Origin of the sequence: Achromobacter sp. NFACC18-2 (genome assembly GCF_900108985.1) — a bacterium.
Lineage (GTDB): Bacteria > Pseudomonadota > Gammaproteobacteria > Burkholderiales > Burkholderiaceae_B > Achromobacter.
The window spans coordinates 90,658-114,653 of the sequence record NZ_FNYM01000015.1 but is presented as its reverse complement, the minus strand read 5'-3'; the positions used below and the strand labels follow the sequence as shown (position 1 = coordinate 114,653).

General features: G+C 66.8%; 15 protein-coding genes. 2 read left to right on the top strand and 13 right to left on the bottom strand.

The window, feature by feature from the left end; genetic code table 11:
- Window positions 1–38 precede the first annotated feature (38 nt).
- Window positions 39–6,017: an autotransporter domain-containing protein gene (locus BMW75_RS21695; protein WP_092581815.1), complete on the bottom strand. Its 5,979-nt coding sequence runs from the start codon at window positions 6,015–6,017 to the stop codon at window positions 39–41.
- Window positions 6,018–7,192: 1,175 nt separating this feature from the next.
- Between BMW75_RS21695 and BMW75_RS21685 the strand changes: the two genes are divergently transcribed.
- Window positions 7,193–7,522 (top strand): YciI family protein, encoded by a 330-nt coding sequence (locus tag BMW75_RS21685; RefSeq protein WP_092581813.1) that lies wholly within the window; start codon window positions 7,193–7,195, stop codon window positions 7,520–7,522.
- Between the two features lie 19 nt (window positions 7,523–7,541).
- On the opposite strand, the gene BMW75_RS21680 is transcribed toward BMW75_RS21685, so the two are convergent.
- The 10 genes from BMW75_RS21680 to ggt all read right to left on the bottom strand — a co-directional run bounded on the left by BMW75_RS21680 (window position 7,542) and on the right by ggt (window position 20,577).
- Window positions 7,542–9,233 carry a GGDEF domain-containing protein gene (locus tag BMW75_RS21680; protein WP_092581812.1) on the bottom strand — a complete coding sequence of 564 codons (1,692 nt, stop codon included), beginning with the start codon at window positions 9,231–9,233 and terminating at the stop codon, window positions 7,542–7,544.
- Between the two features lie 264 nt (window positions 9,234–9,497).
- A complete protein-coding gene (locus tag BMW75_RS21675) occupies window positions 9,498–10,925 on the bottom strand; it encodes a DHA2 family efflux MFS transporter permease subunit (protein ID WP_092581811.1) in 1,428 nt (475 codons plus the stop codon).
- 19 nt (window positions 10,926–10,944) lie between these two features.
- The gene (locus BMW75_RS21670; protein WP_092581810.1) at window positions 10,945–11,637 is read right to left on the bottom strand and encodes an SDR family oxidoreductase; all 693 of its coding nucleotides are present in this window, start codon (window positions 11,635–11,637) and stop codon (window positions 10,945–10,947) included.
- 116 nt (window positions 11,638–11,753) lie between these two features.
- A complete protein-coding gene (locus BMW75_RS21665) occupies window positions 11,754–12,350 on the bottom strand; it encodes a TetR/AcrR family transcriptional regulator (RefSeq protein ID WP_092581809.1) in 597 nt (198 codons plus the stop codon).
- 75 nt (window positions 12,351–12,425) lie between these two features.
- A complete protein-coding gene (locus BMW75_RS21660) occupies window positions 12,426–12,962 on the bottom strand; it encodes a YaeQ family protein (RefSeq protein WP_092581808.1) in 537 nt (178 codons plus the stop codon).
- Between the two features lie 606 nt (window positions 12,963–13,568).
- Window positions 13,569–15,437: a dipeptide ABC transporter ATP-binding protein gene (locus tag BMW75_RS21655; RefSeq protein ID WP_092581859.1), complete on the bottom strand. Its 1,869-nt coding sequence runs from the start codon at window positions 15,435–15,437 to the stop codon at window positions 13,569–13,571.
- A gap of 14 nt (window positions 15,438–15,451) precedes the next feature.
- Window positions 15,452–16,330 (bottom strand): nickel transporter permease, encoded by an 879-nt coding sequence (gene nikC, locus BMW75_RS21650; RefSeq protein WP_076521406.1) that lies wholly within the window; start codon window positions 16,328–16,330, stop codon window positions 15,452–15,454.
- The gene (locus tag BMW75_RS21645) at window positions 16,327–17,271 is read right to left on the bottom strand and encodes an ABC transporter permease (RefSeq protein WP_076521407.1); all 945 of its coding nucleotides are present in this window, start codon (window positions 17,269–17,271) and stop codon (window positions 16,327–16,329) included. Before BMW75_RS21645 ends, nikC begins: the two co-directional genes overlap by 4 nt.
- Before the next feature lie 129 nt (window positions 17,272–17,400).
- Window positions 17,401–18,912: an ABC transporter substrate-binding protein gene (locus BMW75_RS21640; RefSeq protein WP_092581807.1), complete on the bottom strand. Its 1,512-nt coding sequence runs from the start codon at window positions 18,910–18,912 to the stop codon at window positions 17,401–17,403.
- A gap of 36 nt (window positions 18,913–18,948) precedes the next feature.
- The gene (gene ggt, locus BMW75_RS21635; RefSeq protein ID WP_092581806.1) at window positions 18,949–20,577 is read right to left on the bottom strand and encodes a gamma-glutamyltransferase; all 1,629 of its coding nucleotides are present in this window, start codon (window positions 20,575–20,577) and stop codon (window positions 18,949–18,951) included.
- 108 nt (window positions 20,578–20,685) lie between these two features.
- Here ggt and BMW75_RS21630 point away from each other — a divergent pair, with 108 nt between their 5' ends.
- A complete protein-coding gene (locus BMW75_RS21630) occupies window positions 20,686–21,588 on the top strand; it encodes a LysR substrate-binding domain-containing protein (protein WP_076521410.1) in 903 nt (300 codons plus the stop codon).
- Window positions 21,589–21,591: 3 nt separating this feature from the next.
- Here BMW75_RS21630 and BMW75_RS21625 read toward each other — a convergent pair whose 3' ends face one another.
- Both BMW75_RS21625 and BMW75_RS21620 read right to left on the bottom strand, forming a co-directional pair.
- The gene (locus BMW75_RS21625; RefSeq protein WP_092581805.1) at window positions 21,592–23,763 is read right to left on the bottom strand and encodes a phosphocholine-specific phospholipase C; all 2,172 of its coding nucleotides are present in this window, start codon (window positions 23,761–23,763) and stop codon (window positions 21,592–21,594) included.
- A gap of 35 nt (window positions 23,764–23,798) precedes the next feature.
- Window positions 23,799–23,990: a hypothetical protein gene (locus tag BMW75_RS21620; RefSeq protein ID WP_083714346.1), complete on the bottom strand. Its 192-nt coding sequence runs from the start codon at window positions 23,988–23,990 to the stop codon at window positions 23,799–23,801.
- Window positions 23,991–23,996 lie beyond the last annotated feature (6 nt).

Here is a 23,996-nt window from a genome sequence, read left to right as displayed (position 1 = left end):
ATTGCAGTCTGACCCCCTATTTCCTGCACCCTATGTCCTCAATACCGCCAGCGCGCGTTCAACGACCCCGCGTGTTCGCGACTTCCGCCGCCGTACTGTCCGCTGTAGTTCAAGCCCAGTGACGCATTCTTGGACACCGCCACTTCCGCGCCCAGCTCGGCAACCGCCGCGTTACGCGCAATCGGTGCACCCGACACCGTGAACGCCTGGCCGCCATCAAACGCCATGGTGGATTGCGGCAACACATCGCCAAACGCATGGCGCCAGCCCAGCGTGGCTTGCAAGCGGCCTTCGGCGCCACTGACCGTGAAGTCCGTTTGTGCGCGCATGCCCAGCGTGCTGCTGGTTTGCTTGTCGCGGCTGCTTTGGCCGCTCAACGCCGCCGAACCGCCCGATTCCTTGAAGCTGCGGCTGCGCAGGTCGCTCCAGGCCAGCCCCACGAAGGGCTCAAGCGTGGCGCGGTCTGACAAGGGCATGGCATAGCCCAGTTCGGTGAAGAGCTGGGTGGTGCTGGCGCCGTAGTCGGCGGTCAGCTTTTGCGATGCGCCGGCCACGGTGGCGTAGCGTTCGGTGCTGACGTCGTGCCAGGTGTACGACGTGCCGACCAGCAGGTTCAGCTTGCCCGCACCCGCCTCAAACGATTTGCCGCCATAGATGGCCGCGCTGTAGCCGGACACGTCGGCGTTCGACGAGCGATCGTCAACCCGGATCTTGCTGTCGGTGTAGCCGACGGCCCCGCCCACCCGCCAGCCGTTGCCCACGGCATGGTCGGCGCCAACGAAGACGCCGCCGGTGTGCTGACGGACTTGCGCGGTGTTGTCCGTGGCGTTCTGCGTTTGCCAGTTGCCGACCAGCTCGGCCCACGCGGGCCGGGCATTCGACGACGGCAAGGCGGACGCGGACAGCGTGCCGCCCGCTTGCGCCGTGGGCGCGCCCGGACTCATGCCAGCGTTCAGGTTCGCCCGCAGGTACGACAGCGGTAGCGTGCGCGTAATGCTGCTGGAACCCATCAAGCTGGACGCGACGCTGGCGTGCGCTTCGCCGGACAGGCTGTTGAAGGCGGCAGGCGGCGCGCCTTCGGGCAAGGTCAGGATGTATTGGTGCAGCGCATTGTCGGCCGGCAGGCTGTCCAGCGCATTGGCGACGGCGCGTTGGTTGCCGGTGCGCGCGGCGTCGGCAAAGGCGATGGGGCGAGAGGGCGTGCCAGGCTCTGCCGGCACCTGCTTGCGCCCGAGTTGCAGCGTGACATCCTGCGCGCCGTAGCGCAGGGCTGGCGCCACGAAGGCGTAGTTCGACGACACGTTGTCGAACTGGCCGTTGATGGCGTTGGCGCTCAGGATGGTGTACTGGCGCGTGGTTTCAAACCCGCCTTCCGGCCCGACGTGCACCACGGAGCCGGCCAGATTGGCAACGCCGCTGACGGCCACGCGGGCGCTGTCGGATGACGCCGGATCGGCCGCCACTTGATAGACGGACCCCGGCATGAAGGTCAGATTGCCCGCCACGTTCAAGGTGCCGTTGACCTTGCCCGGCGCCAGAATGGCGCCGCTTTGCAGCGTGGTCGTGCCGACCTGGCCCGCGCCTTGCAACAGCGTGCCGCTGCCCAAGGTCAAGGCGCCGCCGAGCTTGCCGGTCGATGCAAGGTTCAACGCGCCTTCCTGCACCAGCATGCTGCCGGTGTAGCCGCTGCCGTCGCCCGACACGGTAAGCACGCCCGCCCCTGCCTTGCTCAAGTCACCGCTGCCGCTGATCGCGCCGGACAAGCCGAGCGTGGTGCCGGACGACACATCGATGCCGCTGGACTGCGTCAGCGTGATGGCGCGGTTTGTCGTGAAGCTGGCCGTCGTGGCCAGCACGCCGCCGCTCAGCGTCACACCGCCCGTGGCCGCGCCCAGGTTGGCGTCCCTGGACACCGACAACGTGCCCAGGCGCACATCCGTGCCGCCGGTGTAGGTGTTGTCGGCGGTCAGCACCAGGCGGCCGTAATCGGCCTTGGCCAGTTTGCTGGCGCCGGTCAGGGTTGAGGCAATGGTGCCCGTCATGCTGGCGTCCGCCGACGATCCCGCCCCCACTCGGATGATGCTCTCACCGCCCGCGCCTTGCAGCGCGATGGCGTCGCCTTCAATGCGATAGCCATCGGTGGCAATCTGCATGCCGGTGATGCCGATCGCGCCGGCCGAGGCGTCCATCCTGACCGTTCCCGCCCGCGCCTGGAAGACCGCGAAGGTGGGGTTGGGTTGGAACGGACCGTTCAGCGTGCCGTTCGTGTTGGCCCAGTTGCGGCCATCGGCGCGCCAGGAGCCCGCGCCGCCGTCGATGGCGCCGTTATCGTGGCGGGCAGTGTCATCGCCGTCCCAGAAGCCCAGCGTTACGCCGGATATCGAGGCCAGGTTCACTTGTCCGCCCACCGCCGTCTGCACGGCCAACGTGCTGGCATCGATACCAGCGGGCGTGGTGCCCACGGTCAGGCCGTTGTTGACCAAGCTGCCACCGTAGTCGAACAAGCGATAAACGCCTGCGCCAAAGCCGCCTTGGTCCGTCACGTTCAACGTGCCGGCCAGGGTCAGGTTGCCGCCGACATCAAACAGCGCGTTGTTCGACGACCGGTCCAGCGTCACGTTGACCTGGCTGGTGCCGGACAGCGACAAGTCGCCACCAATGGTCAGCGCCTGTCCTTGCACGCCTTCCAGCACGCCGCCCGCAAGCGTGGCGTTGCCGTCAACGCGGCCGATGCCAGACAGGATGCCCGCGCCGCTTACGGTGACGTCGCCGCCCAGCATGCCCGACAGCCACAGCATCCCGGATTGGACCTGCGTCTGGCCGGTAAAGGCGCTGCTGTCGCCCAACAGTTGCAGCGTGCCCGCGCCTTGCTTGGCCATCGTGCCCGTGCCCGACACAATGCCCGCGTAGGCAGCATCGGTAGCCTGGTTGAACACGACAGCGCCGTTGTTCAGCAGATTGCCCCGAATCGACGCCGCATTGCCCACCAAGGTACCCGTGCGGACTTCGGTGCCGCCCGTATAAGCGTTGGCGCCCGTCAGCACCAGCGTGCCGTAGTCGGCCTTCACAAGCTTGCTTGCCCCGGTCAGGTTCGACGCGATGGTGCCGGTGATGGCCGCGCCGGACACATCGCCCGAGCCCACGCGCACGATGGTTTCCGCGCCGCCAGCCAGCGCAATCGAATCGCCTTCAATGCGGTAACCGTTCGACGCGATCTGCATGCCCGTCACGCTCACCGCACCCGCCGTGTCGTCCACCGTCACGGTGCCTGCCTGGCCCTGGAACACGGCAAAGGTGGGGTTGGGCTGGAAGCGGCCGTTCAGGGTGCCGTCGGCGTTGGTCCAGTTCATGCCATCGGTGCGCCAGGCACCCGAGCCACCATCAATAGCGCTGTTGTCACGCTGCGCGACATTGCTGCCGTCCCAGAAGCTCAGCGTGGCGCCGGCGCTGGACATCAGGTTGACCTGGCCGTTGACGGCCGTCTGGATGCGCAGGTCAGCGGCCGTAACACCTGTGGGTGCGGCGCCGATGGCCAGCGTGTTCGCGGTCAGCGTGCCGCCATAGTCGAACAGGCGGTAGACGCCGGGGCCAAACCCGCCATCGTCGGTGACGTTCAGCGTGCCGGCCAAGGCCAGGTTGCCCTGCACATCGAACAGCGCGTTGGACGGGGCATTGCCCAACGCCACATTGACCTGGCTGGCATTGTCCAGCGTGAGATCGCCGCTGATGGTCAGCGTGCCGCCTTGCGCGCCTTGCAGCGTGCCGCCCGTCAGCGTGACGTTCTGGCCGATGGTGCCGGTGCCCGACAGGATGGCGGTATTGCCGATCGCGGCATTGCCGCTTAGCGCGCCCGTCACATGCAGGCGGCCACCCACCACGTCCGCATTGCCGCCCAGTTGATTGGCCACGGTCAGCATGCCGGCCTGCACGCGCGTCGTGCCGGTGTAGGCGCTGTTGTCCGCACTGAGGGTCAGTGCGCCCGCGCCGGTTTTCTCGAAGATGCCGCTGCCGGAGATCTGGCCGGCGTAGCTGCCGTTGGCCGCTTGCGCAAAGCGCAGCGTGCCCGCGGCGCCGATGGTGGCGTTGCCGTCATAGCGCGAGGCCTCGCTGGCAAGCGTGCCTTGTTCGATGTTCCAGTTCAGCGCGTTCGTGCCGGCCAGGGTCAGGACGCCCGCCCCACGCTTGGTATTGCTGCCGGTGCCTGACATCGAACCCGCGGCGCTGCCGTCCACGCCCTGGTCGAAGACGACCGAGCCATTGTTGAGCAAGTCGCCACGGATCGACGCGATGTTGCCGATCAGGGTGCCGGCCAGCACCTGCGTGCTGGCATGCGTGTTGATGCCCGATAGCGTCAGCGTGCCGGCGCCGTCCTTGACGAAAGCACCCGTGCCCGAGACCGTGCCGGTCAAGCCCAGTTCCGTGCCGTTTGCCACATTGAATGTGCCGTTCTGCGCCAAGGAGACGTTGCGATTCGTGTCGAAGCTGTCGGTCGTAGCCAGCGTGCCACCGGCCATCTCCAGGTTGCCGATGGCCGCGCCCAGACTGACGTCGGCCGATACCGACAGCGTGCCGCCCTGGATAACGGTGCCGCCCGAATACGTGTTGGCGCCGGACAGCGTCAACGTGCCCGCGCCGGTTTTGGTGAGCTGACCGGTGCCGTCCAGCACCGTCGAGGTGCCCACGTCGAAGCCGTTGGAATCCAGGTACATGCCGCCCGCGCCCAGCGTGATATCGCCGGCGGTGAAGCCCTGGAAGAGGTTGGTTTGCGAGGCTGTCGCCCGCAGCACACCGCCATTGAAGTCGACGGTGCTTATCGGGGTGCCGGCATGTCTTTCAACGTACGCTGTCTGCAGAACCCCTCGGCCGGTCGCGTCCGAACCGTAGATTTCCGCAGATCCGCCCATACCGGTGATCTCTACCTGCTGGGCGCTCAATGTGGCGCCCCCGTCCACGATCACCGAGCCCGTCCCGCCTGCTCCGCTGCCCAGGATCAACCCGAATTGGCTGTCCCATCGTGAATCTGCGCCAGAGACCAGGGCGCTCCCGTTTGCAACTCTGCCGACGAAGCTCTTCGCGGCCGATAGCTGAGCGCCGTCCATGACTTGCAACGAGCCATCCCCGCCCAGGGCCCCACCGATCTCAAGGTAGTTGGCCGACCACGTCGAATCTGCTCCCGTAACGGTTGCGTCACCGCCATAAGAAGAGGAAGCGACTTGCACGTCATGGGACGTCAATTGTGCGCCGTTGCTAACAATCAATTGCGCAGCGGCGTCCGCACCGACGTATACGTCGGACGTCACACTTCCCAACCGCGCCGAAGCGCCCGTCAGCTCCAGGCCGCCTCTGGAAACAATGATCTGACCTGTCGCGGTGCTGGCACCCGACAGCCGCAGCAGGCCGGTCCCAAGGTTGATCAACGAACCAGAGCCGCTGATGTTGCCGGCGTAGTCGATAGTGCCGATTCTGTTGAAACCGACCGACGAGTTGTTGACGATATCGCCCGCGATTGAGCCCGCGATGCCGCCCTGGCCGATGTACAGGGTGCCCGCGGATACGGTCGTTCCGCCCGTATACGTGTTAGTGCCGGTAAGCACCCCCCCGCTGCTGCTGTTGACCACCAAGGAACCAGAACCTGTGATGTCCATGCCCAGCGCGTAGTACCCGGACTGGTTGAAGTTGATCGTTCCGTTGTTGATCAGGGGGGCCAGGAAGCTGATCGTGCCGCCCGTCGCTGCGTTGGGCGACGCGTTTCCGATATTGAGGGTGCCATTGGCGTTAATGGTGAACGTCCCACTATTCATGAAGCTCAGCCCCCCCTGACCCAGGTTCAGCACGCCGGCTCCGCCACCGGTTCCGCCGCCTACCACCAGCACCCTCCCCGCGCCGAGGAATTGCAGGGTGGAATTGCCGTCTACCGTCACCGTGCCGTTGCCGCCTTGGCCGCCTGTCGGCACGGACGCCGAGCCACCGCCGCCAGCGCCGCCGATCTGTAGCGCCCCATTCTGAATAACCAGCATGGAGCCTGTCAGCGTCAGTTCGCCGTCTCCGCCGCGGCCACCGGTGGCTCCCAGACTGTTACCTCCGCCCGCCCCGCCCACCAGTACTGAGCGGGATGCGAACAACACCGTACCGTTGGCCGTCAGGCTGCCCGCCGTGCCGTCCCCACCATCCGCGAATGTACCGGCACCACCGCCCCCACCACCAATACCGATGTAGTCGTACAGTGGGGGTAGCGGGTTGAGAGCGCCCGAGGAAGCCGCTTGGGCGCCCTGGCCTGCCGTACCCGTAAAAGACGTTCCGTCGAGGCGGACAATAGCGCCGCCATCGGCGCCAGCCCCACCGGTGCCCACGCCGCCGCCAGCCCCCAGCGCGCCACCGCCGCTGCCGCCGCCTCCAGAACCGTCCGTTGGGCCGCCTGCGCCGCCGCCGCCACCAACGCCGCTCTGCCCGCCTAAGGTGCCAGATGCGCCGCCAGCGCCACCGTCGGTACCACCGCTGCTTGCGCCGCTCGAGCCATCACCAGCTGTCCCATCGCCACCGCGCGCCAAACCACCCCCCGCGCCGCCGCTGGCGGCAGCCCCGCCGCCGCCGCCGCCGCCACCAATACCACCGCCTCCACCACTGCCAGCGGGAGAAGCGCCAGCCGCCACGCCGCCATTGCCACCGTTGCCCACCAGCAGGCTGTCCGCGAACGACGGGGTTACAGCAAGAGGCATGCAGGTTGCAGCGGCAAGCGCCAGATAGCCGGGGCTAAGTCTCAGCTTGCGGGCGGCAGAGGGGGTACGCATGGGCAATGTCTCACGTGAGAGGGTTGTTGTTGTTGACGTAAGCAAGCCCGGCATACAAGGTTTATTGTTAGCCGGGATATTCAATCGGACGTGCCACTACAGGCGAAGCAAACATGGGGGGATGCGGCAAGGCCGTCAGTGCGGCCTGCCGGGCGCCGCTGTTCTTGTTCAATCAGCGCGGCTAATTCCGATCCGTGGAAATTGCCGGATTGATGACAAAACCGTGCGCCGACTACCCCTGTTATCGGCGGGTCAGCGCGAAAATTTAGGGATGCTTCAGATTTATTGTTGTCTGCGTCCCTATTAAGTAGGCTGCCCAGCTATTTACTCGAAATCACCTCACCTGTTCAAGAATTTCCCGACAAGGGATAACCCCAACAGGGAATAACGTCAGGAGACGATTCATGCCAACGTTCATCACCATCGGGTATGGGGATCAAGCGGGTTATGACCGCACCCCGCACAACGTAAGAAACGCCGCTCACGCGCATGACAAGCAATTGCAGGATGATGGCGTGTTGATGGGCATTGCGGGCGCCCCGGTCCAGGTGCGCAACACCGACGCGGTTCGGGTGGAAACGATGAACGAGCCGTATATGAGATCAGCCTTGCCGGTGGCCGGCTTTGCCATTATCGAAGCCGCGGACTTGGCCGAGGCGATCGCGCTGGCGTCTCGCACGCCCTGCGCCGTTGCCCACGGCGTGGTTGAAGTGTGGCCGCTGGAACAGCCGTAGCAAGGCAACCACGCCAGGATCATCGGAAAAACACGGATTCGATCCGGTTGCGCCCTCGTTGCTTGGCGTAATAGAGCGCGCGGTCGCTGCGGCTGAGCGCCAGCTCCGCGTCGTCGTCCTTCGTATGCAGCGTGGAAATGCCAATGCTGACCGTCAGCGGTATGTCCCGCCCGCCCGACGAATACGGGGTATCCGCGATGCGGCGCTGCACGTTGCGGGCGAATACGTGCGCGCGCGCGATGTCGGTGTCGGGCAGCACGACGGCGAACTCCTCGCCGCCGATGCGCCCGACCAGGTCGATCTCGCGCAACTGCGTGCGCAGCATGGCCGCGAAATGCTGCAGCACACCATCGCCGATCGCGTGGCCCCACGTGTCGTTGATGTGCTTGAAGTGGTCCAGGTCGCACATCAGCACCGCCGATCCCGGGCCGCCGTGGCCCTTGAGCCGCGCCAGCTCCGCGGCGATGCGCGTCATGAAATGGCGGCGGTTGGGCAAGGTGGTCAGCGCATCGGTGGCCGCCAGTTCGCGCAGTTCGAGTTCGGCGCGCTTGCGATCCGTGATGTCGGTGACGAACCCATGCCAGACCACGCCGTTGTCCGCGTCGCGCCGCGGGCTGGCATCGCCCTGCCGCCAGCGCACGCCCTGCAGCGGCAGGCATACGCGGAATTCCAGGTGCCAGGGCGCCTGCGCCGCCGCCGCGGCCTGCAATGACGACAGGTAGGCAGGCAGGTCCTCGGGATGGATGCGCTGCTCGATGGCGGTGGTGCGGGCGCGCACGTCGTCGGCGGTGAGCTCGAACATGTCCCAGATGCCCGCGCTGACGTACGAGAACCACGACCCGCCCTCGGGCACCGGGCGGCACTGGAAGACCAGGCCGGGCACGGCGTCGGTCAGGTTGACGACGAGGTCCGCCGTGCGCTGCAGGCGCTCGGACATGGCGCGCACCGCGCTGATGTCGGTCGTGGTGCCCATCATGCGCAGCGCCCTGCCCGACTCGTCGCGGCTGATCACCTTGCCGCGGCTGCATATCCACTTGTAGCTGCCGTCCTTGCAGCGGATGCGGTGCTCGACCTCGTAGCTGTCGGTCTTGCCGTCGAAGTGGTCCTGCATGGCCGCGCAGACGTACGCCAGGTCGTCCGGATGCAGGCGGGTGTAGGCGTCCTCGATGCGTGTCGAGAGTTCGGATTCGCCGTAGCCGAGCAGCGCCTTCCAGCCGGGCGAATAGGTGATTTCGCCCGTCACCACATTGCGGTCCCACACGCCCGTGCCGCTGCCGGCGATGGCCAGGGACAGCTTGCGGGCCTCGTCGCGCCAGGTGTCTTCGTCGGCGCGTTCGCAGGCCAGGGCATGGCGCTTTTCGACCGCGGTGGCGGCCAGGCTGGCCAGATCCTGCAGCGCCTGCCGGTCCTCGTCGGTGACCTCGCGCGGCTTTCCGTGCAGCAGCCGGAAAGCGCCCAGCAGACGGCCATCGGCGGCGCGCACGGGGCATTCGAGGGACCAGGGGAGATCGGCCGGCATGGAGGGCAGCGCGCCGGACACCGCCTGCCACACGCCATCGGCGTCGGTGCAGGCCACCCGCGCCATGTCCACGCCAAACAGGCGCCGGGCCAGGCGCGCCAGCTTGTCCAACGGGCCGTCCGCTTCAGGCTGCGCGCCGTCCGCGTCGTCGACACGCGCAGGGGATGGAGACGCGTCACCGGTAGCGGGCATTTCGGGACCTGATCAATACGGGATTCATCAATACGGCCGAGCTGAGCGTGGCTGACATTCTGTCACGTTCCGCACCAAAATTGCATCATTTCGATGGTGCGCCGGTACGATCGTTCCCGTCCCAAACGGCGTTTCAGAGCCATCCGTGGCGCGAGGCCATGCGCCTGCGCCGGTCCCGTCCAGCTGTCCCCGAAAGCGGCCGCAAAAATGGCCGCCGGCGCGCCGATCAGAAATCGCGCCGGCCCGCCCGCATTGCCACCGCGTTCAGGCCGCCTTCGGCCGCGTATCCACCGGCAGGCACAGCAGCGCCGTCAGCAGCGCCAACGCCACGTGCCCGGCATAGATCAGCGAGAAATCGGCGTGGCTGGCCGCCCCCTGCCCCAGCAACAACACCGTGATCGCCACGCCCAGCACCCCGCCGATCTGGCGCGTGGCCTGATTCACCGCGCTGCCCACCGCGTAATGCCGGGCCGGCAGCCGGTTCACCGCCGCGCCGGACAGCGACGGCAGCACCATGCCCACGCCGATGCCGCTCAGCACCAGACCGGGGAGCCATTCGCGCAGGTACGCCGGTTCCGCGCCGGGCACGAGCAGGAACCACAACCCGCTGGCCGCATACACCAGCGCGCCGCCCACCAGGAACGGGCGATGGCCCATCCGCGCGGCCAGACGTCCGGTGATGATCGCCGTGGGCATCACCAGCAGCGGCCCGGGCGTGACCGCCAGCCCCGCGCGCGGCAGGCTGTAATGCCACACGCCCGTCATGTAGAAGAAGAACGCGAAGAACATCATGGCGAACGCAATGCCGAAGCTGAACGTCGCCAGATTCACGTAGCGGTACGTCCGGTGCTGAAAGAGCGCCAGGTCCACCAGCGGGTGCGGCGTGGCGCGGGCCCATGCAACGAAGGCGATCATAGAAATCACGCCCACCGCGGCCGCCACCGCCAGCTCGCCGCGCCGCCATGACGGCGATTCCGACTGCACGATGGCCAGCGCCAACGCGCCCACGCCCACGATCAAGAGCGCCATGCCCACGCCGTCCACGCGGCGGCGCGCCTCGGGCTTGACCGACTCCCGAAGCAGCCCCGCGCCGAACCACAGCGACACCGCGCCCAGCGGCAGGTTGATGTAGAACGCCCACGGCCAGCCCGCCACGTCCACCACGAAGGCCCCCAAACTGGGCCCAACCGCCGCCGCCAGCCCGCCCACGGCGCCCCACAGGCTGACCGCGACCGCACGCTGCGACGCCGGAAACGCTGCCAGCACGATCGACAGCGAGGCCGGCGTCAGCAGGGCCGCGCCAACCGCCTGCAGCACCCGCGCGGCGATGAGCCACTGTTCGGTGCCGGCCAGCCCGCAGGCGGCCGACGCCGCCAGGAACAGCAGCACCCCGCCCATGAACATGCGCTTGCGGCCATGGGTATCGGCCAGTCCCCCCGCGGGGATCAGCATGGCGGCATACACCACCGTATAGGCATTGAGCACCCAGGACATGTCGGCGGCCGACGCCTGGGGAAACCCCTCGCGCAACGCGCCGAACGCCGCGTACAGCATTGTGCTGTCCAGCGACACCAGGAACACCGCGATGCTGGCGACCCAGAACACAGGCCAGGGAGACGTGGCGGGCGGCACGGCCGCGGCGCTGTCGCCGGCGCCAGGAAGAGAAGCGGTGGAAGTCGAATGGGCACGCATGATGGCCGATGGCTCCCGATCAAAGATAAACGGCCGGATTGGCGGACAGGCCCTGCTTGACCTGGCGGGTCCGCTCGTCGGCCAGCACCTCCTCGTCACCCGCTTCCAGCGCGTCCAGCGCCTGCGCCACGATGGCCTGCGGCGTGGACTTCGGCGCGTCGATCTCCTTGGTCATTTCCGTGTCCACGAACCCCATGTGCAGGCCCAGCACCTGGGTGCCCTGGCCGCGCAGCTCATGACGCAGGCCGTTCGTCAGCGCCCAGGCGGCCGACTTGCTCAGGCCGTACGCGCCCAGCACCGGATTGTTGGTCCAGCTTGCGATCGACAGCACGTTCAGCATCGCGCCGCCGCCGTTCGCCGCCAGCACCGGCGCAAACGCCTGCGCCACGAGCAGCGGGCCAAACAGATTGACGTCCAGATGGCGCCGCACCGACGCCACGCTGCCCGGCGCAAGGAATCCGCCCATCTCCGCAATGCCCGCATTGTTGATGACCAGCGTCACATCCCCGGCTTGCTCGGCCGCGGCGGCCACGTCCTCGGCGCGGGTCACGTCCAGCTTGACCGGCACCACCCCTTCCAGCGTGATGCCAGACGGATCGCGCGCGGCGGCGTAGACCTTGCGGGCGCCTCGGGCGAGCGCCTCGCGGGCAAAAGTCAGCCCCAGGCCGCGATTGGCCCCGGTGATGAAAACAACGGCGTTCTTGAGTTCCATGATGTCAGTCCTGATCGGTGATGTAAGCGGATGATGGGGGGGACTATCCACAAATATGATGATCATCATATTTTTGGATGAAAGAAAGGCCGCGCATGCGGCCAATGGATAGGCAATCAGTGGGAGGCGGCGGGACCCTCGTGGTCGTACTGGTCCAGGATCGATTGGCGGGCCGACGCCAGCACCGCGCGGCCGCGGTCGTTGTCGCCCAGCGCGCGGGCCAGTTGCAACGCGCCGACCAGCGTGCTGAGCACCGCCGCCGCCGCGTGTTCGCCAGCGCTGGCCGGCAGCAGCCGCCGGATAGTGTCGAGCAGGCGCTCGACGCGCCCCGCGGCGGCCTCGCGCACGCCTTCGGATTGACGCGGAATCTCCGAGGCCAGCGCGGCCAGCGGACAGCCGGTTTCGCAACCCGCCAGATGCGCGGGCCCCAGATAGGACTCCACCCAGGCGCGTAGCGCACTGGCGCCTTCGGCACGGCGGCGCGCCATGGCTTGGTTCAGGCGCTCGGCGCCATCCTGCCCGGCACGTTCCATCGCCGCGGCCAGCAACGCATCGCGCGACGGGAAATGCGCATAAAAGCCGCCGTGCGTCAGCCCGGCCTCCTTCATGATGTCCGCGACGCCCACCCCCGCATACCCGCCACGCCGGATGGCGCGCGCGGCCGCATCGACGATGCGTTCGTGGGATTGTTCCTTGCGGCGGGAAGTGGCCATGATCGGGGCAATCAAAATATGATGATCGTCATATTAAGCCTGCCCGCGCCCGCCGCGCAACCCCCGGCCCCAATTTCAGCGCCAGGCCTCCGGCTCGATGCTGACCTCGCCCTTTTCCGCCGAAAAATACACCACGCCGTCCGAGATATTGGCGTTCAACTGCATCGTGCGCTCGGCCAGCTTGCCCAGCGCCCGCGTCTGCTCCGCCGGCAGGTTCACCACCTTCAGATTGCGCGTGCGCTCCAGCTTGTTGCGCACCCCGTCCCACCAGATCTTGCTGGCCGACCCGCCATAGCAATACACGATCACCTCGTCCGCACGCCCGCAGGCACGCAAGATGCGGCGCTCTTCCGGCTGGCCCACCTCGATCCACAGCTTGACCTCGCCGGTCAGATCCTTCACCCACAGATCCGGTTCATCCGTGTCGCTCAGCCCCTTGGTGAACGAAAGCTCTTCCTGCGCATGCAAGGCAAACGCCAGCAGGCGGACCATCATCCGCTCATCCGTTTCAGAAGGATGACGCGCCACCGTCAGCCCGTGGCTGCCGTAATAGTGACGGTCGGTATCGGCGACATTCAGGTCGGCCTTGTAGATGGTGGCGCGCAGGGCCATGGCGAGAGTCCGTTCAAAAAAGCGAATTTCGGGAAGGCCGCCATGATAACCGCCCGCCCCCGGCGTCACGGCGGCCGGGCACACCACCGCCAACGGTGTCTGACACCCGCGAATGCCCGCGGCGGATTGACGGAGATCACAAGGGCGTCAGACCCCGAAAAAGGCGCGCAGCGTCATCCCCACGACGCAAGACGCCCGAACGCCAAAAAAGGCCGCCCGCGCGGCCGATTTTGGCGACCCCGCAAGATCTTCCCTAAACACCCCGACCGCCGCCAGAACGCCAAGCAAACAACTCGCCCCGCCACCCTGCGCCAGCAATCGACGGAGCGGTCGGTGACGGGTCGGGCGTGAGCGAGGGGCGTCGATGCGCCCAAGGGAATCCGAAGGCCGCCGCCGCAGGCGGCAACGAGGATGACGCAGGGTCCGTCCGGAGCGAAGGCTCCGGACCGCAATCGTGGCCCCTCGCTCGCGCCCGGCCCGGCGCCGGCCGCGGCCCAAGAACCCCGGCCCCTGCCAGCAAGCCCCCAGGAAACGGCAATAGCGACAACAACAGCCGCCGCTATATCTAAAAGACACAGATACAGCAGCATCAACCTAAATGCCGCCTCAATAAACCCCAATAGCATGCCGAGCCACAAAATGCCCATCCCCCACCGCAACCAGAGGCTCGACCAGCGGATCATCCCCCACCCGGCGCACCGGACTGGGAATCTCATCCACCAGCAGCGACCGCTCCCGATGCCGGCGCTGCGGATCCGCGATCGGCACCGCCGCCATCAGCTTCTTCGTATAAGGATGCTGCGGATTTTCAAAGATCGCCCGCCGCGGCCCGATCTCCACGATCTGGCCCAGGTACATCACCGCAACCCGGTGGCTCACCCGCTCCACCACCGCCATATCGTGCGAAATGAACAGGAACGACACCCCCAGCTCGCGCTGCAGATCCAGCAGCAGATTCACGATCTGCGCCTGGATCGACACATCCAGCGCCGACACCGACTCATCCGCAATCACCACCTTGGGATTCAACGCCAGCGCCCGCGCAATGCAGATCCGCTGCCGCTGCCCGCCTGAAAACTCGTGCGGATACCGGTCGATCATTTCCGGCAGCAGCCCGCACTTGTCCATCAGCCAGCGCACGCGCTCCTGCGCCTCCTTGCCGCGCGCCACCTTGTGGATCAGCAGCGGCTCCATGATCGAATAGCCCACCGTCATCCGCGGATCCAGCGACGCGAACGGATCCTGGAAAATGAACTGCATGTGCTGGCGCAGCGTCTGCATCGCGCTGCCGCGCAGCGCGCCCAGATTCTTGCCGTCGAATTCAATGGACCCGCTCTTGCTCTTGACCAGTTGCAACAACGAACGGCCCGTCGTCGTCTTGCCGCAGCCCGACTCGCCCACCAGCGACAGCGTCTCGCCCGGGTACAGATCGAAGCTGACCTTTTCAACCGCGTGCACGCGCTTCTGCACCCGGCCCAGGATGCCGCCCGGGATATCGAAGCTGGTCGTCAGATCGCGCACCTTGAGCACCGGACCGTTTTCGCGGCGCACCGTGGACGGCTCGGCCACGGGCGTGTCCACCAGCCCGGCCGGATCCGGCACCCGCGCGGCCTCGTCCACCTTCAACAGCGGAAACGGCGCCGGCTCGTCCGTGCCCTGCATCGCGCCCAGGCGCGGCACGGCCGACAGCAAAGCGCGCGTGTAGGCATGCTGCGGCCGCGCGAAGATCTCGTCCGAACCGCCCTCTTCCACCTTGTCGCCGCGGTACATCACCAGCACCCGGTCGGCCACTTCGGCCACCACGCCCATATCGTGCGTGATGAAAATCACGCCCATGTCCATTTCTTCCTGGAGCTGGCGGATGAGCTGCAGGATCTGCGCCTGGATCGTCACGTCCAGCGCCGTCGTCGGCTCGTCGGCGATCAGCAGTTGCGGCTTGCACGACAGCGCCATCGCGATCATCACGCGCTGGCGCATGCCGCCCGACAACTGGTGCGGATAGCGGTCCAGGATGGCGCGCGCCTCCGGGATACGCACGCGCTCCAGCATGCGCAGCGTCTCCGCCCGCGCCGCCGCCGCGTCCAGTCCCTGGTGCAGCTGCAGGGCCTCGGCGATCTGGTTGCCGGCCGTGAAGCTGGGATTCAGCGACGTCATCGGCTCCTGGAAGATCATGGCCACGTCGGCGCCACGCACACGCTGCAACGTGGAATCGGTCGCATTGCCCAGGTCCAGCACGTCGCCGCTGCGCCGGCGCAGCAGCATGCCGCCATTGACGATCTGCCCGCCGCCATACTCCACCAGGCGCATCAGCGCCAGCGACGTCACCGACTTGCCCGAACCGGACTCGCCCACGATGGCCAGGGTTTCGCCGCGGTCGACGTGGAAAGAAACATTGCGCACCGCTTCCACGATGCGTTCGGGCGTCTTGAATCGCACCGTCAGGTCGTTGACCTGCACGACGCGCTTGGGGTCCATGGTTGCCATAGTGATTACTTTTCCTGACGCGGATCGAGCGCGTCGCGCAACCCGTCGCCCAGCAGATTGAAGCCCAGCACCACCAGGAAAATGGCCGATCCGGGAAAGATCGACATCCAGGGCGCCTGGGTCATGAAGTTCTTGGCCGTGTTCAGCATCGAGCCCCACGACGGCGTCGGCGGCTGCAGGCCCAGGCCCAGAAAGGACAGGCTGGCCTCGGCGATGATGGCCGTGGCGATTGTGATGGTGGCCTGCACGATCAGCGGCGGCATCACGTTGGGAAACACATGCCGCCCGATGATGCGCAGGTCGGACGCGCCCAGCGCGCGGGCGCTCTGGACGTAGTCTTCGTTCTTGACCGCCAGCACCTGCCCGCGCGTCAGCCGGATGAACTTGGGCGCGGCCGACACGCCGATGGCGATCATCGCGTTGGTCAAGCTGGGCCCCAGGAAGGCGGCCAGCGCAATGGCCAGGATCAGGAAGGGAATCGCCAGCAGCGCCTCGGTGGCGCGCGAAATCACGCTGTCGGTCCAGCCGCCGAAGTAGCCCGCGGCCAGGCCGAACGGCACGCCCACGATCAGCGCGATCAGCACCGATACCAGGCCGGCCATCAGCGAGGCGCGCGCGCCATACACCATGCGGCTGAAGATGTCGCGCCCGAGCTCATCCGTGCCCAGCCAGTGGGCCGCCGACGGCGCCTTGCGGATGGTCGTGAAGCTGGTCTGCAGCGGATCGTGATTGACGATCAAGGGGGCCAGCACGGCCACCACCACGAAGAACAGCACGATGCCCAGGCCGAGCATCGCGATGCGGTTGCGTTTGAACTTGCCCCACGCGCGATTGCGGCTGCGGGGCGGCGTGACGGCTGCGGCCGTTGCAGGAATTGCGCTCATGAGTGCCTCAGGCGGGGATTGACCAGGATGTACAGGATGTCGGCCAGCAGGTTCATCAGGATGAAGCCCACCGCCACGCAGAGCACCACGCCCTGCACCACCGCGTAGTCGCGGGTGAACACCGCGTCGACCACCAGCTTGCCGAAGCCCGGGATCGTGAAGACCTGCTCGGTCAGCACGGCGCCCGCCAGCAGTTCGCCGAACAGCAGCGTCACCAGCGTCACGATCGGCATCAGCGCGTTGCGCAGCGCATGGCGCAGCACCACGCCGCGCGGCGACACGCCCTTGGCGCGGGCCGTGCGCACGTAATCGGCGGACAGCGCCTCCAGCATGGACGAACGCGTGTGCCGCATGAGATACGCCGCGATCGCGGTGGACAGCACCAGCGACGGCATCAGCATGGTCTTGATCGACAGCCAGAAGTCTTCGGACGGCGACACGTAGCCCGAGGCCGGCAGCAGCTTCCACTGCACCGACACCACCATGATCAGGATGATGCCCAGCCAGAAGTTGGGAATGGACATGCCCGAAAGCGCCGCGATGTTGGCGCCCATTTCAACGGGCTTGCCCTTGCGCACGGCGGCGATGATGCCCATGGGGATCCCCACCAGCAGCGCAAAGAACATGGCCATGGCGGCCAGTTGAAGCGTCACGGGCAGCTTCTGCGCGATCAGCGTGGTGACAGGCACGTCGGTGCGCAGGGACTTGCCCAGGTCGCCTTGCAGGACCTGTCCGGCCCAGGCCGCGTATTGCATCGGCAAGGGGTCGTTCAGGCGGTATTTGTCGCGCAGGTAGTCCAGCACGGCCGGATCGCGCTCTTCGCCGGCCAGGGTCAGCACGGGGTCGCCGGGCAGGATTTTCTGCAGCATGAAGACGATCATCGACACCAGTATCAGTGTCGGGATCGCGACGATCACGCGGCGCAAGATGAGTTTAAGCATGTGGGAAACCGTAAAACAGGAACGGCGGACGGCGCCGGACGGATCGGGCGCGGCAAGCGGGCGCCGCAAAACAACAGCCGGACGCGCAAGCGCGTCCGGCGGGCGCGGCGGGCAATCGCCGCGCCAACATCAATTCCGGGCGAACGTCACGCCCTTCAGGCGGATCATGCCGTCCGGATAGGGCGTGAAGCCCTTGACCTTCTTGCTCATCACGAAGGGCCACGGCTGGTAGTAGTTGTACACGCCGGGCAGTTCGTCCTGGATGATGGTCTGCGCCTGCTCGTAAATCGCCTTGCGCTTGGTTTCGTCAGGCACGGTGCGGGCCTGGTTCAGGAGCTTGTCCACTTCCGGGTTGCAGTAGTGGCCGTCGTTCAGGGCGCCCTTGCAGGTCACGAAGGCATGGATGTTGCCGTCGGGATCGACCCGGCCGGACCAGCCCAGCATCACGATCTGGAAGTTGCCGCCCGAGGCTTCCTTTTGCAGCGCGGCGTATTCCGTGGGACGCAGCGACAGGTCGAAGCCCGCCTCGGACGCCATCGCCTGGACGATCTCGGCGATGGACGAAGTGGTGGTGTTGTTGCCGAACACCAGCTCGGCCTTCACGCGGTCAAAGCCCGCCTGCTTGAGCAGCGCCTTGGACTTGGCCACGTCGCGCTTGGTCACGGGGAACTTGTCGCTGTGATAGGGGCTGGCGGGCGGGAACGGCTGCTGCGCCGGCTCGAAGATGCCGCCGCCGGCCACTTCGTTGATGGCGTTGCGGTCCAGCGCAAACTGGAACGCCTGGCGCACCAGCTTGTTCTTGAACGGGTTGTCCTGGGCGCGCTTGCCGTTGTCCACGTTGAACATGAACTGCTGGAAGCCCAGGCCCGCGACCGGCGCGAACGTCAGGCTGGCGTCTTCCTTGACCTGCGGCGCGTCCGACGGATTCAGGCGTTCCAGCATGTCCAGGTCGCCGGCGCGCAGGTTGGACAGGCGCACGGTGGTGTCGGGAATGGGCAGGAAGGTCACGCGCTTGAAGACGTAGTCCTTCGCGCCGTAGTACTGGTCGAATTTTTCCAGCACGATGCGGTCGTTCTGGATGCGCTCGACGAACTTGTACGGGCCGGAGCAGACCGGCTTGCGGCCCACCGCGGCGACGTCGTCCGAGAAGGTCTTGGGCGAGAGCATCATGCCGGCGCGGTCGGACAGTTGCGCAAGCAGCGTGGCGTCCGGTTCCTTGAGGGTCAGCACCAGCGTGGTGGCGTCGGGCGCGTCGACCTTGGCCACCGAGCGCAGCTCGCCCTTGCGCAGGCTGTCGGGCAGGCTCATGGCGCGTTCGAGATTGGCCTTGGCCGCGGCGGCGTCGAACTTCGAGCCGTCGTGGAACAACGCGTCATCGCGCAGCTTGAAGGTCAGCACCTTGTTGTCGTCGCTGAACGACCAGGAGGTCGCCAGTTGCGGCACGAAGTGCAGCTTGGGATCGATGTCCACCAGCTTGTCGCAGAGCGACGTGAACACGATGCGGCCCACGTAGGTGCGGGCGCGATGCGGATCCAGCACGTCCGGGTCTTCCTGCAGGCCGATGCGGATGTTCTGGGCGCTGGCGGCGCCGGCGGCCAGCGCCAGCAGGCTGGCGCCGAAAGTCAAGGCAAAGCGTTTCATTTGTGTTTTTTCCCCTTGTGGCTGCATGCCGGTTGATTAGAAGCCCACCGCCTGGCCGTCGCGACGGCTGTCGCTGGCGGCGACGTAGCCCAGTTCGTTGTCGTTCTCGGACATGCGCCAGATGAATTGGCCGGCGCCGAAGTCCATGTAGGGATCGTCAACGGATTTCAAAGCATGCCCCAGGTCTTTCAGTCCCGCAATCGTAGATGCCGTCATATTGGTCTCGATGTCGAGCGTGAAATCGCGGTTGACCTTCCAGCGCGGGGCGCAGCAGGCGGCCTGCGGGTTCTGGTGGTAGTCGATCATGCGGATCACGGTCTGCATGTGGCCCTGCGGCTGCATGTCGCCGCCCATCACGCCGAAACTCATGACCGGCTTGCCGCCGCGCGTCAGGAAACCCGGGATGATGGTGTGGAAGGGCCGCTTGCCGCCCTCGACCACGTTGGCCGACTTGGGATCCATCGAGAAGCCCACGCCGCGGTTCTGCATGCTGATGCCCGTGCCCGGCACGACCACGCCCGACCCGAAGCCCATGTAGTTGGACTGGATGAACGAAATCATCATGCCGTTTTCGTCGGCGGCGGTCAGGTAGATGGTGCCGCCGGCGTGCGGACGGCCGGCTTCGAAGTGGGTGGCCTGGTCCAGGCGGATCAGCTTGGCGCGGCTGTCCAGGTAGGCGTCCGACAGCATCTGTTCCGGCGTGACCTGCATGGCGCGCGGGTCGGCCACGTACTTGTAGAGGTCGGCGAAGGCCAGCTTCATGGCCTCGATCTGGATGTGCTGCGATTGCACCGAGTCCACGGGAATGTCGGCCATGTCGAAGCGTTCGACGATGCCCAGCGCGATCAGCGCGGCGATGCCCTGCCCATTCGGCGGGATCTCGTGCAGCTCGTAGCCGCGGTAGGACTTGGAGATGGGCTTGACCCATTCCGGACGGTAGTTGCGCAGGTCCTCCTGCGTCATCGCGCCGCCGCATTCCTTGCTGAAGGCGGCGATGCGCTCGGCCAGTTCGCCTTCGTAGAAGTCGCGGCCCTTGGACGCGGCGATGCGGCGCAGCGTGTTGGCGGCGTCGGGGAAGCGGAAGTGTTCGCCCACCTTGGGCGCGCGGCCCTCGGGCAGGAAGGCCTGGGCGTAGCCCGGCTGCGACTTCAGTTCGTCGGCGGCGGCGGCCCACTTGTGCGCCACCACGGGCGGCACGGCATAGCCGCGCTCGGCGATCTCGATGGCGGCCTCGAACAGTTGCTCGAACGGCAGCTTGCCCAGCTTTTCATGCAGCGCGGCCCAGCCGGCGACCACGCCGGGCACGGTGACCGCGTCCCAGCCGCGCTTGGGCTGGATGGCCAGGCCGTCGGGGCCCGTGCCGTACTTGCGCTTGAAGTATTCGGTGCTCCAGGCCGCGGGCGCGACGCCCGACGAATTCAGCCCGTGCAGTTCCTTGCCGTCCCAGACGATGGCGAAGCAGTCGCCGCCCAGGCCGCAGGAAACCGGTTCGACCAGGACGATGGTGGCCGCGGCCGCAATGGCGGCGTCCACGGCGTTGCCGCCCTTGAGCAGCATGCGCAGCCCCGCCTGGGCCGCCAGCGGATGCGACGTGGAGACCACGTTGCGGGCAAACAGCGGGATGCGAACGGAAGGATACGGGTTGCCCCAGTCGAAGGATTTCATGTGGCGGGTCTCTTAAGGCTCTTAAGGCATAGGGTTAAGCGGGCGAAGTTACTCTCGTGCTTTAATTAAATCAATTTGATTTTTTGTTCCGTCATAAAAGAATTTTTTATGAGTACGATCCGCTTCATGCGCACCTTTCTGGCGGTCGCGCACCACGGCTCCTTCTCCGAAGCCGCCGAGCAGGTGGCGCTGACACAGGCGGCCGTGAGCTTCCAGATGCGGTCGCTGGAGGCCGAGCTGGGACGCGAACTGTTCGACCGCAGCGGGCGCCTGGCCATGCTGAACGCAGCCGGCCGCGAATTGCTTCCTGAAATCAAGCACTTGCTGGATTTATACGACAAACTGAGGCGGCCAAGCACGGCGCCCGGCGAACTGGCGGGCTCGGTCTCGGTCGGCAGCATCGTGTCCTGCATGGGCACGCTGTCCAAGGTGATCTCGGGCCTGAAGAAAGCCCATCCCAAGCTGGACGTGCGCATCCTGTCGGGCAAGGCCAGCGAGCTGGCGGGCAAGGTGGAAGACGGCGAGCTGGACGCGGCCTTCCTGGTGGAGGCCGGCCGCAAGATGGCCAGCACGCGCTGGACCCCGCTCTATGAAGAACAGATGGTGGTGATCGCGCCGCGCTCGGCGGCCGGCGATGACGCCCGTCAGGTGCTGGCAGGCAATCCCTTCCTGCGCTTTGACCGCACCCAGCGCACCGGCCTGCAGATCGACCGGCTGCTGCGCCGCATGGCGGTGCCGGTAAACGATTTCCTGGAATTGAACGCCATCGAGACGCTGGTGGAGCTGGTGCGCCAGGAGGTCGGCGTGACCCTGCTGCCGCTCATCAACGGCGCGAACTGGCAGCACAGCCCGGAATTGCGGATCCTGCACCTGCCTGCGGACCTGGGACCGCTGTCGCGCTCCATCGGCATGCTGGAACGGCGTGAACATGCCCGCCAGGGCATCACGGCGGCGATCTGCGAGGCGTGCGCGAAAGCCTTCCGCGCACGCGAACCGCAGGCCGCCGCCTGAGGCTTACTCGGCCATCGCCGGGTCGGTCACCGACGCCTTGCCGGTTTCGACGCGGCCGGCAAAGCGGCGCAGCCACGACGGATCCTCGGCCAGCCGCACCGTGAAGTCGTACCACGCATGGCTGGCCGCCAGCGCCCAGTGCTGCTCGACCTGGCCGCCCGCCGGCACCGTGAACGTCCAGCGTTCGTGGTTGGCGTAGTAGGCGTTGGGTGTCACTTCAAAGGTGCACGGCGTCTTGCCGGCGTTGATGAAGCTGACGTAGACGTCGCCGTTGGCGATGTCGTAGCAGACGCGGATCTCGGCATCCTGCTGCGCCGTGCGGTCCTGCGCCAGGTCGCCCGCGAAGTGGCGGTGCCAGCCGTTGGGACCCAGCACCCACAGGTCGTACTTGCCGCCGTCGGCCGCCGTGTCCCAACTGCCCTCGAGCTGCTTGTCGGGTTCCACCGTGTAGCGGCGCGGCAGGCGGTCCAGGTGCAGGCGGTCATAGACGTGGAACACCGCGGCCTGCTTGCCCGTGTTGGAAAACACCAGCCACATGTTGCCGGTCTCGGGCTGGCTGCGGCCGCTCGTGTGCAGTTCGTACGGCAGGGGACGCGAATAGCGCACGCCCTTCTCCTGCACGCCCTTGGCCTGCGTGGACGGATCGGGCAGCGGCACCGCGGTCAGCGCTTGCTGCGCGGCGCGTTCCTGATCAGCGCCGGATCGGGTCAGCAGGTTCAGGTCCGGCAGCGTCTCGTCGTTCGGCGTGGCGAAGTTGAAGGCCGAGGTGAGGTCGCCCAGCACCGCGCGGCGCCACGGGCTGATGTTCTCTTCCTTCACACCGAAGCGCGCTTCCAGGAAACGCAGCACCGACGTGTGGTCGAACGCCTGGGAATTGACCCAGCCGCCGCGGCTCCACGGCGACACCACATACATGGGCACGCGCGGGCCCGGACCGTAGACGCGGTTGTCGGCGGCATCCTGGGCGGACGCGTGGGTGTGGCGCTCCAGGTCGGTATTGACGGTGGAGGCGCCGGCCATCGACCCATCGGCATTCAGCGACGGCGCGGCGGGCGGCGGCACGTGGTCGAAGTAGCCGTCGTTCTCGTCGAAGTTGATGAGCAGGACCGTCTTGCTCCAGACGTCCGGGTTGGCCGTCAGTGCGTCCAGCGTTTCCTGGATGTACCAGGCGCCCTGCACGGGGCTGGACGGGCCGGGGTGTTCCGAATACGTCGCGGGCGCCACGATCCACGACACCTGCGGCAGCGTGCCGTTCAACGCGTCGTCGCGCAGGGCCTGCAGGAAGCCGCCGTCCGGCATGGTGTTGGCCGTGCCCTTGTACAGCGGGTTGGCGGCGTCCATGCTGGGCGTCCAGGCCGGGTACGGCGAACCATTGCTCGCGTTGCCCGCCAGTTCATTGGCGCGGCGGTACTGCTGGAAGCCGGCCAGCGAGTTGTCGCCGAAGTTCTCCGGCAGGTTCTGGTAGACCTTCCAGGTGACGCCGTTTTCCTGCAGGCGTTCCGGATACGTCTTCCAGGTCCAGCCGGTGGACGAGGCGCCCAGGCTGTCCCACTGGTTGCGGGTGGACGGGCCGTTGCCCTGTGCCAGCGGATCGTTGGTGCCAGTCCAGAGGAACAGGCGGTTGGTGTTGGTGCCGCCGTGGGTGGAACAGTGATAGGCGTCGCACAACGTGAAGGCGTCGGCCAGCTTGAACTGGAAGTCCACTTCCTTCTGGCGGTAATAGCCCATGGACTGGTTCTGCTTGTAGCGCGGCCACTGGTCCATGCGGCCGCCGTCCCAGGCCATCTGCGCGTCCACGTAATCGTGGGGCGTGCCGGCCACGCGCTGGGCGTTGCCCTGCGTGCTGTCCAGGTGGTACGGCATCACGACGCGGGTGCCGTTCGTCTGCTCCCAGACCGAGCGATTGTCCGGCAGCGGGATGGTGAAGCGGTCGCCAAAGCCGCGCACGCCCTTGAACGTGCCGAAGTACATGTCGAACGAGCGGTTTTCCTGCATCAGGATGACCACGTGCTCGACGTCGTTGATGGTGCCGGTGCGGTTGTTGGCCGGAATGGCCAGCGCGCGGCGGATGGCCGGCGGGAACATCGACAGCGCGGTCAGCCCCGCGGTGGAGGCGGCGGCGTTGCGCAGGAAGCGGCGTTTGCCGGCGTGGATCGTGTCTTTTTCGGACTTCACGGATTGTTTTCCTATGGGTCTACAGAGGGCGCGGCTCAGGGCGCGCAACGCAGTTCGGGCTTGGCCGGCGTGGGCGGCGTCGTGGGCGTCTCGGGCTGGGTGGGGTTGCCCGGGGTGCCGGCGTCATCGTCGCCGCCGTCGTCGCCGCCGCAGGCGGCCAGGGTGGCGGTCAGCATCAGCACCGCGCCGGCGCGCAGGAAACCGCGCAGAATCATGGACTTGCTCATGGGGTG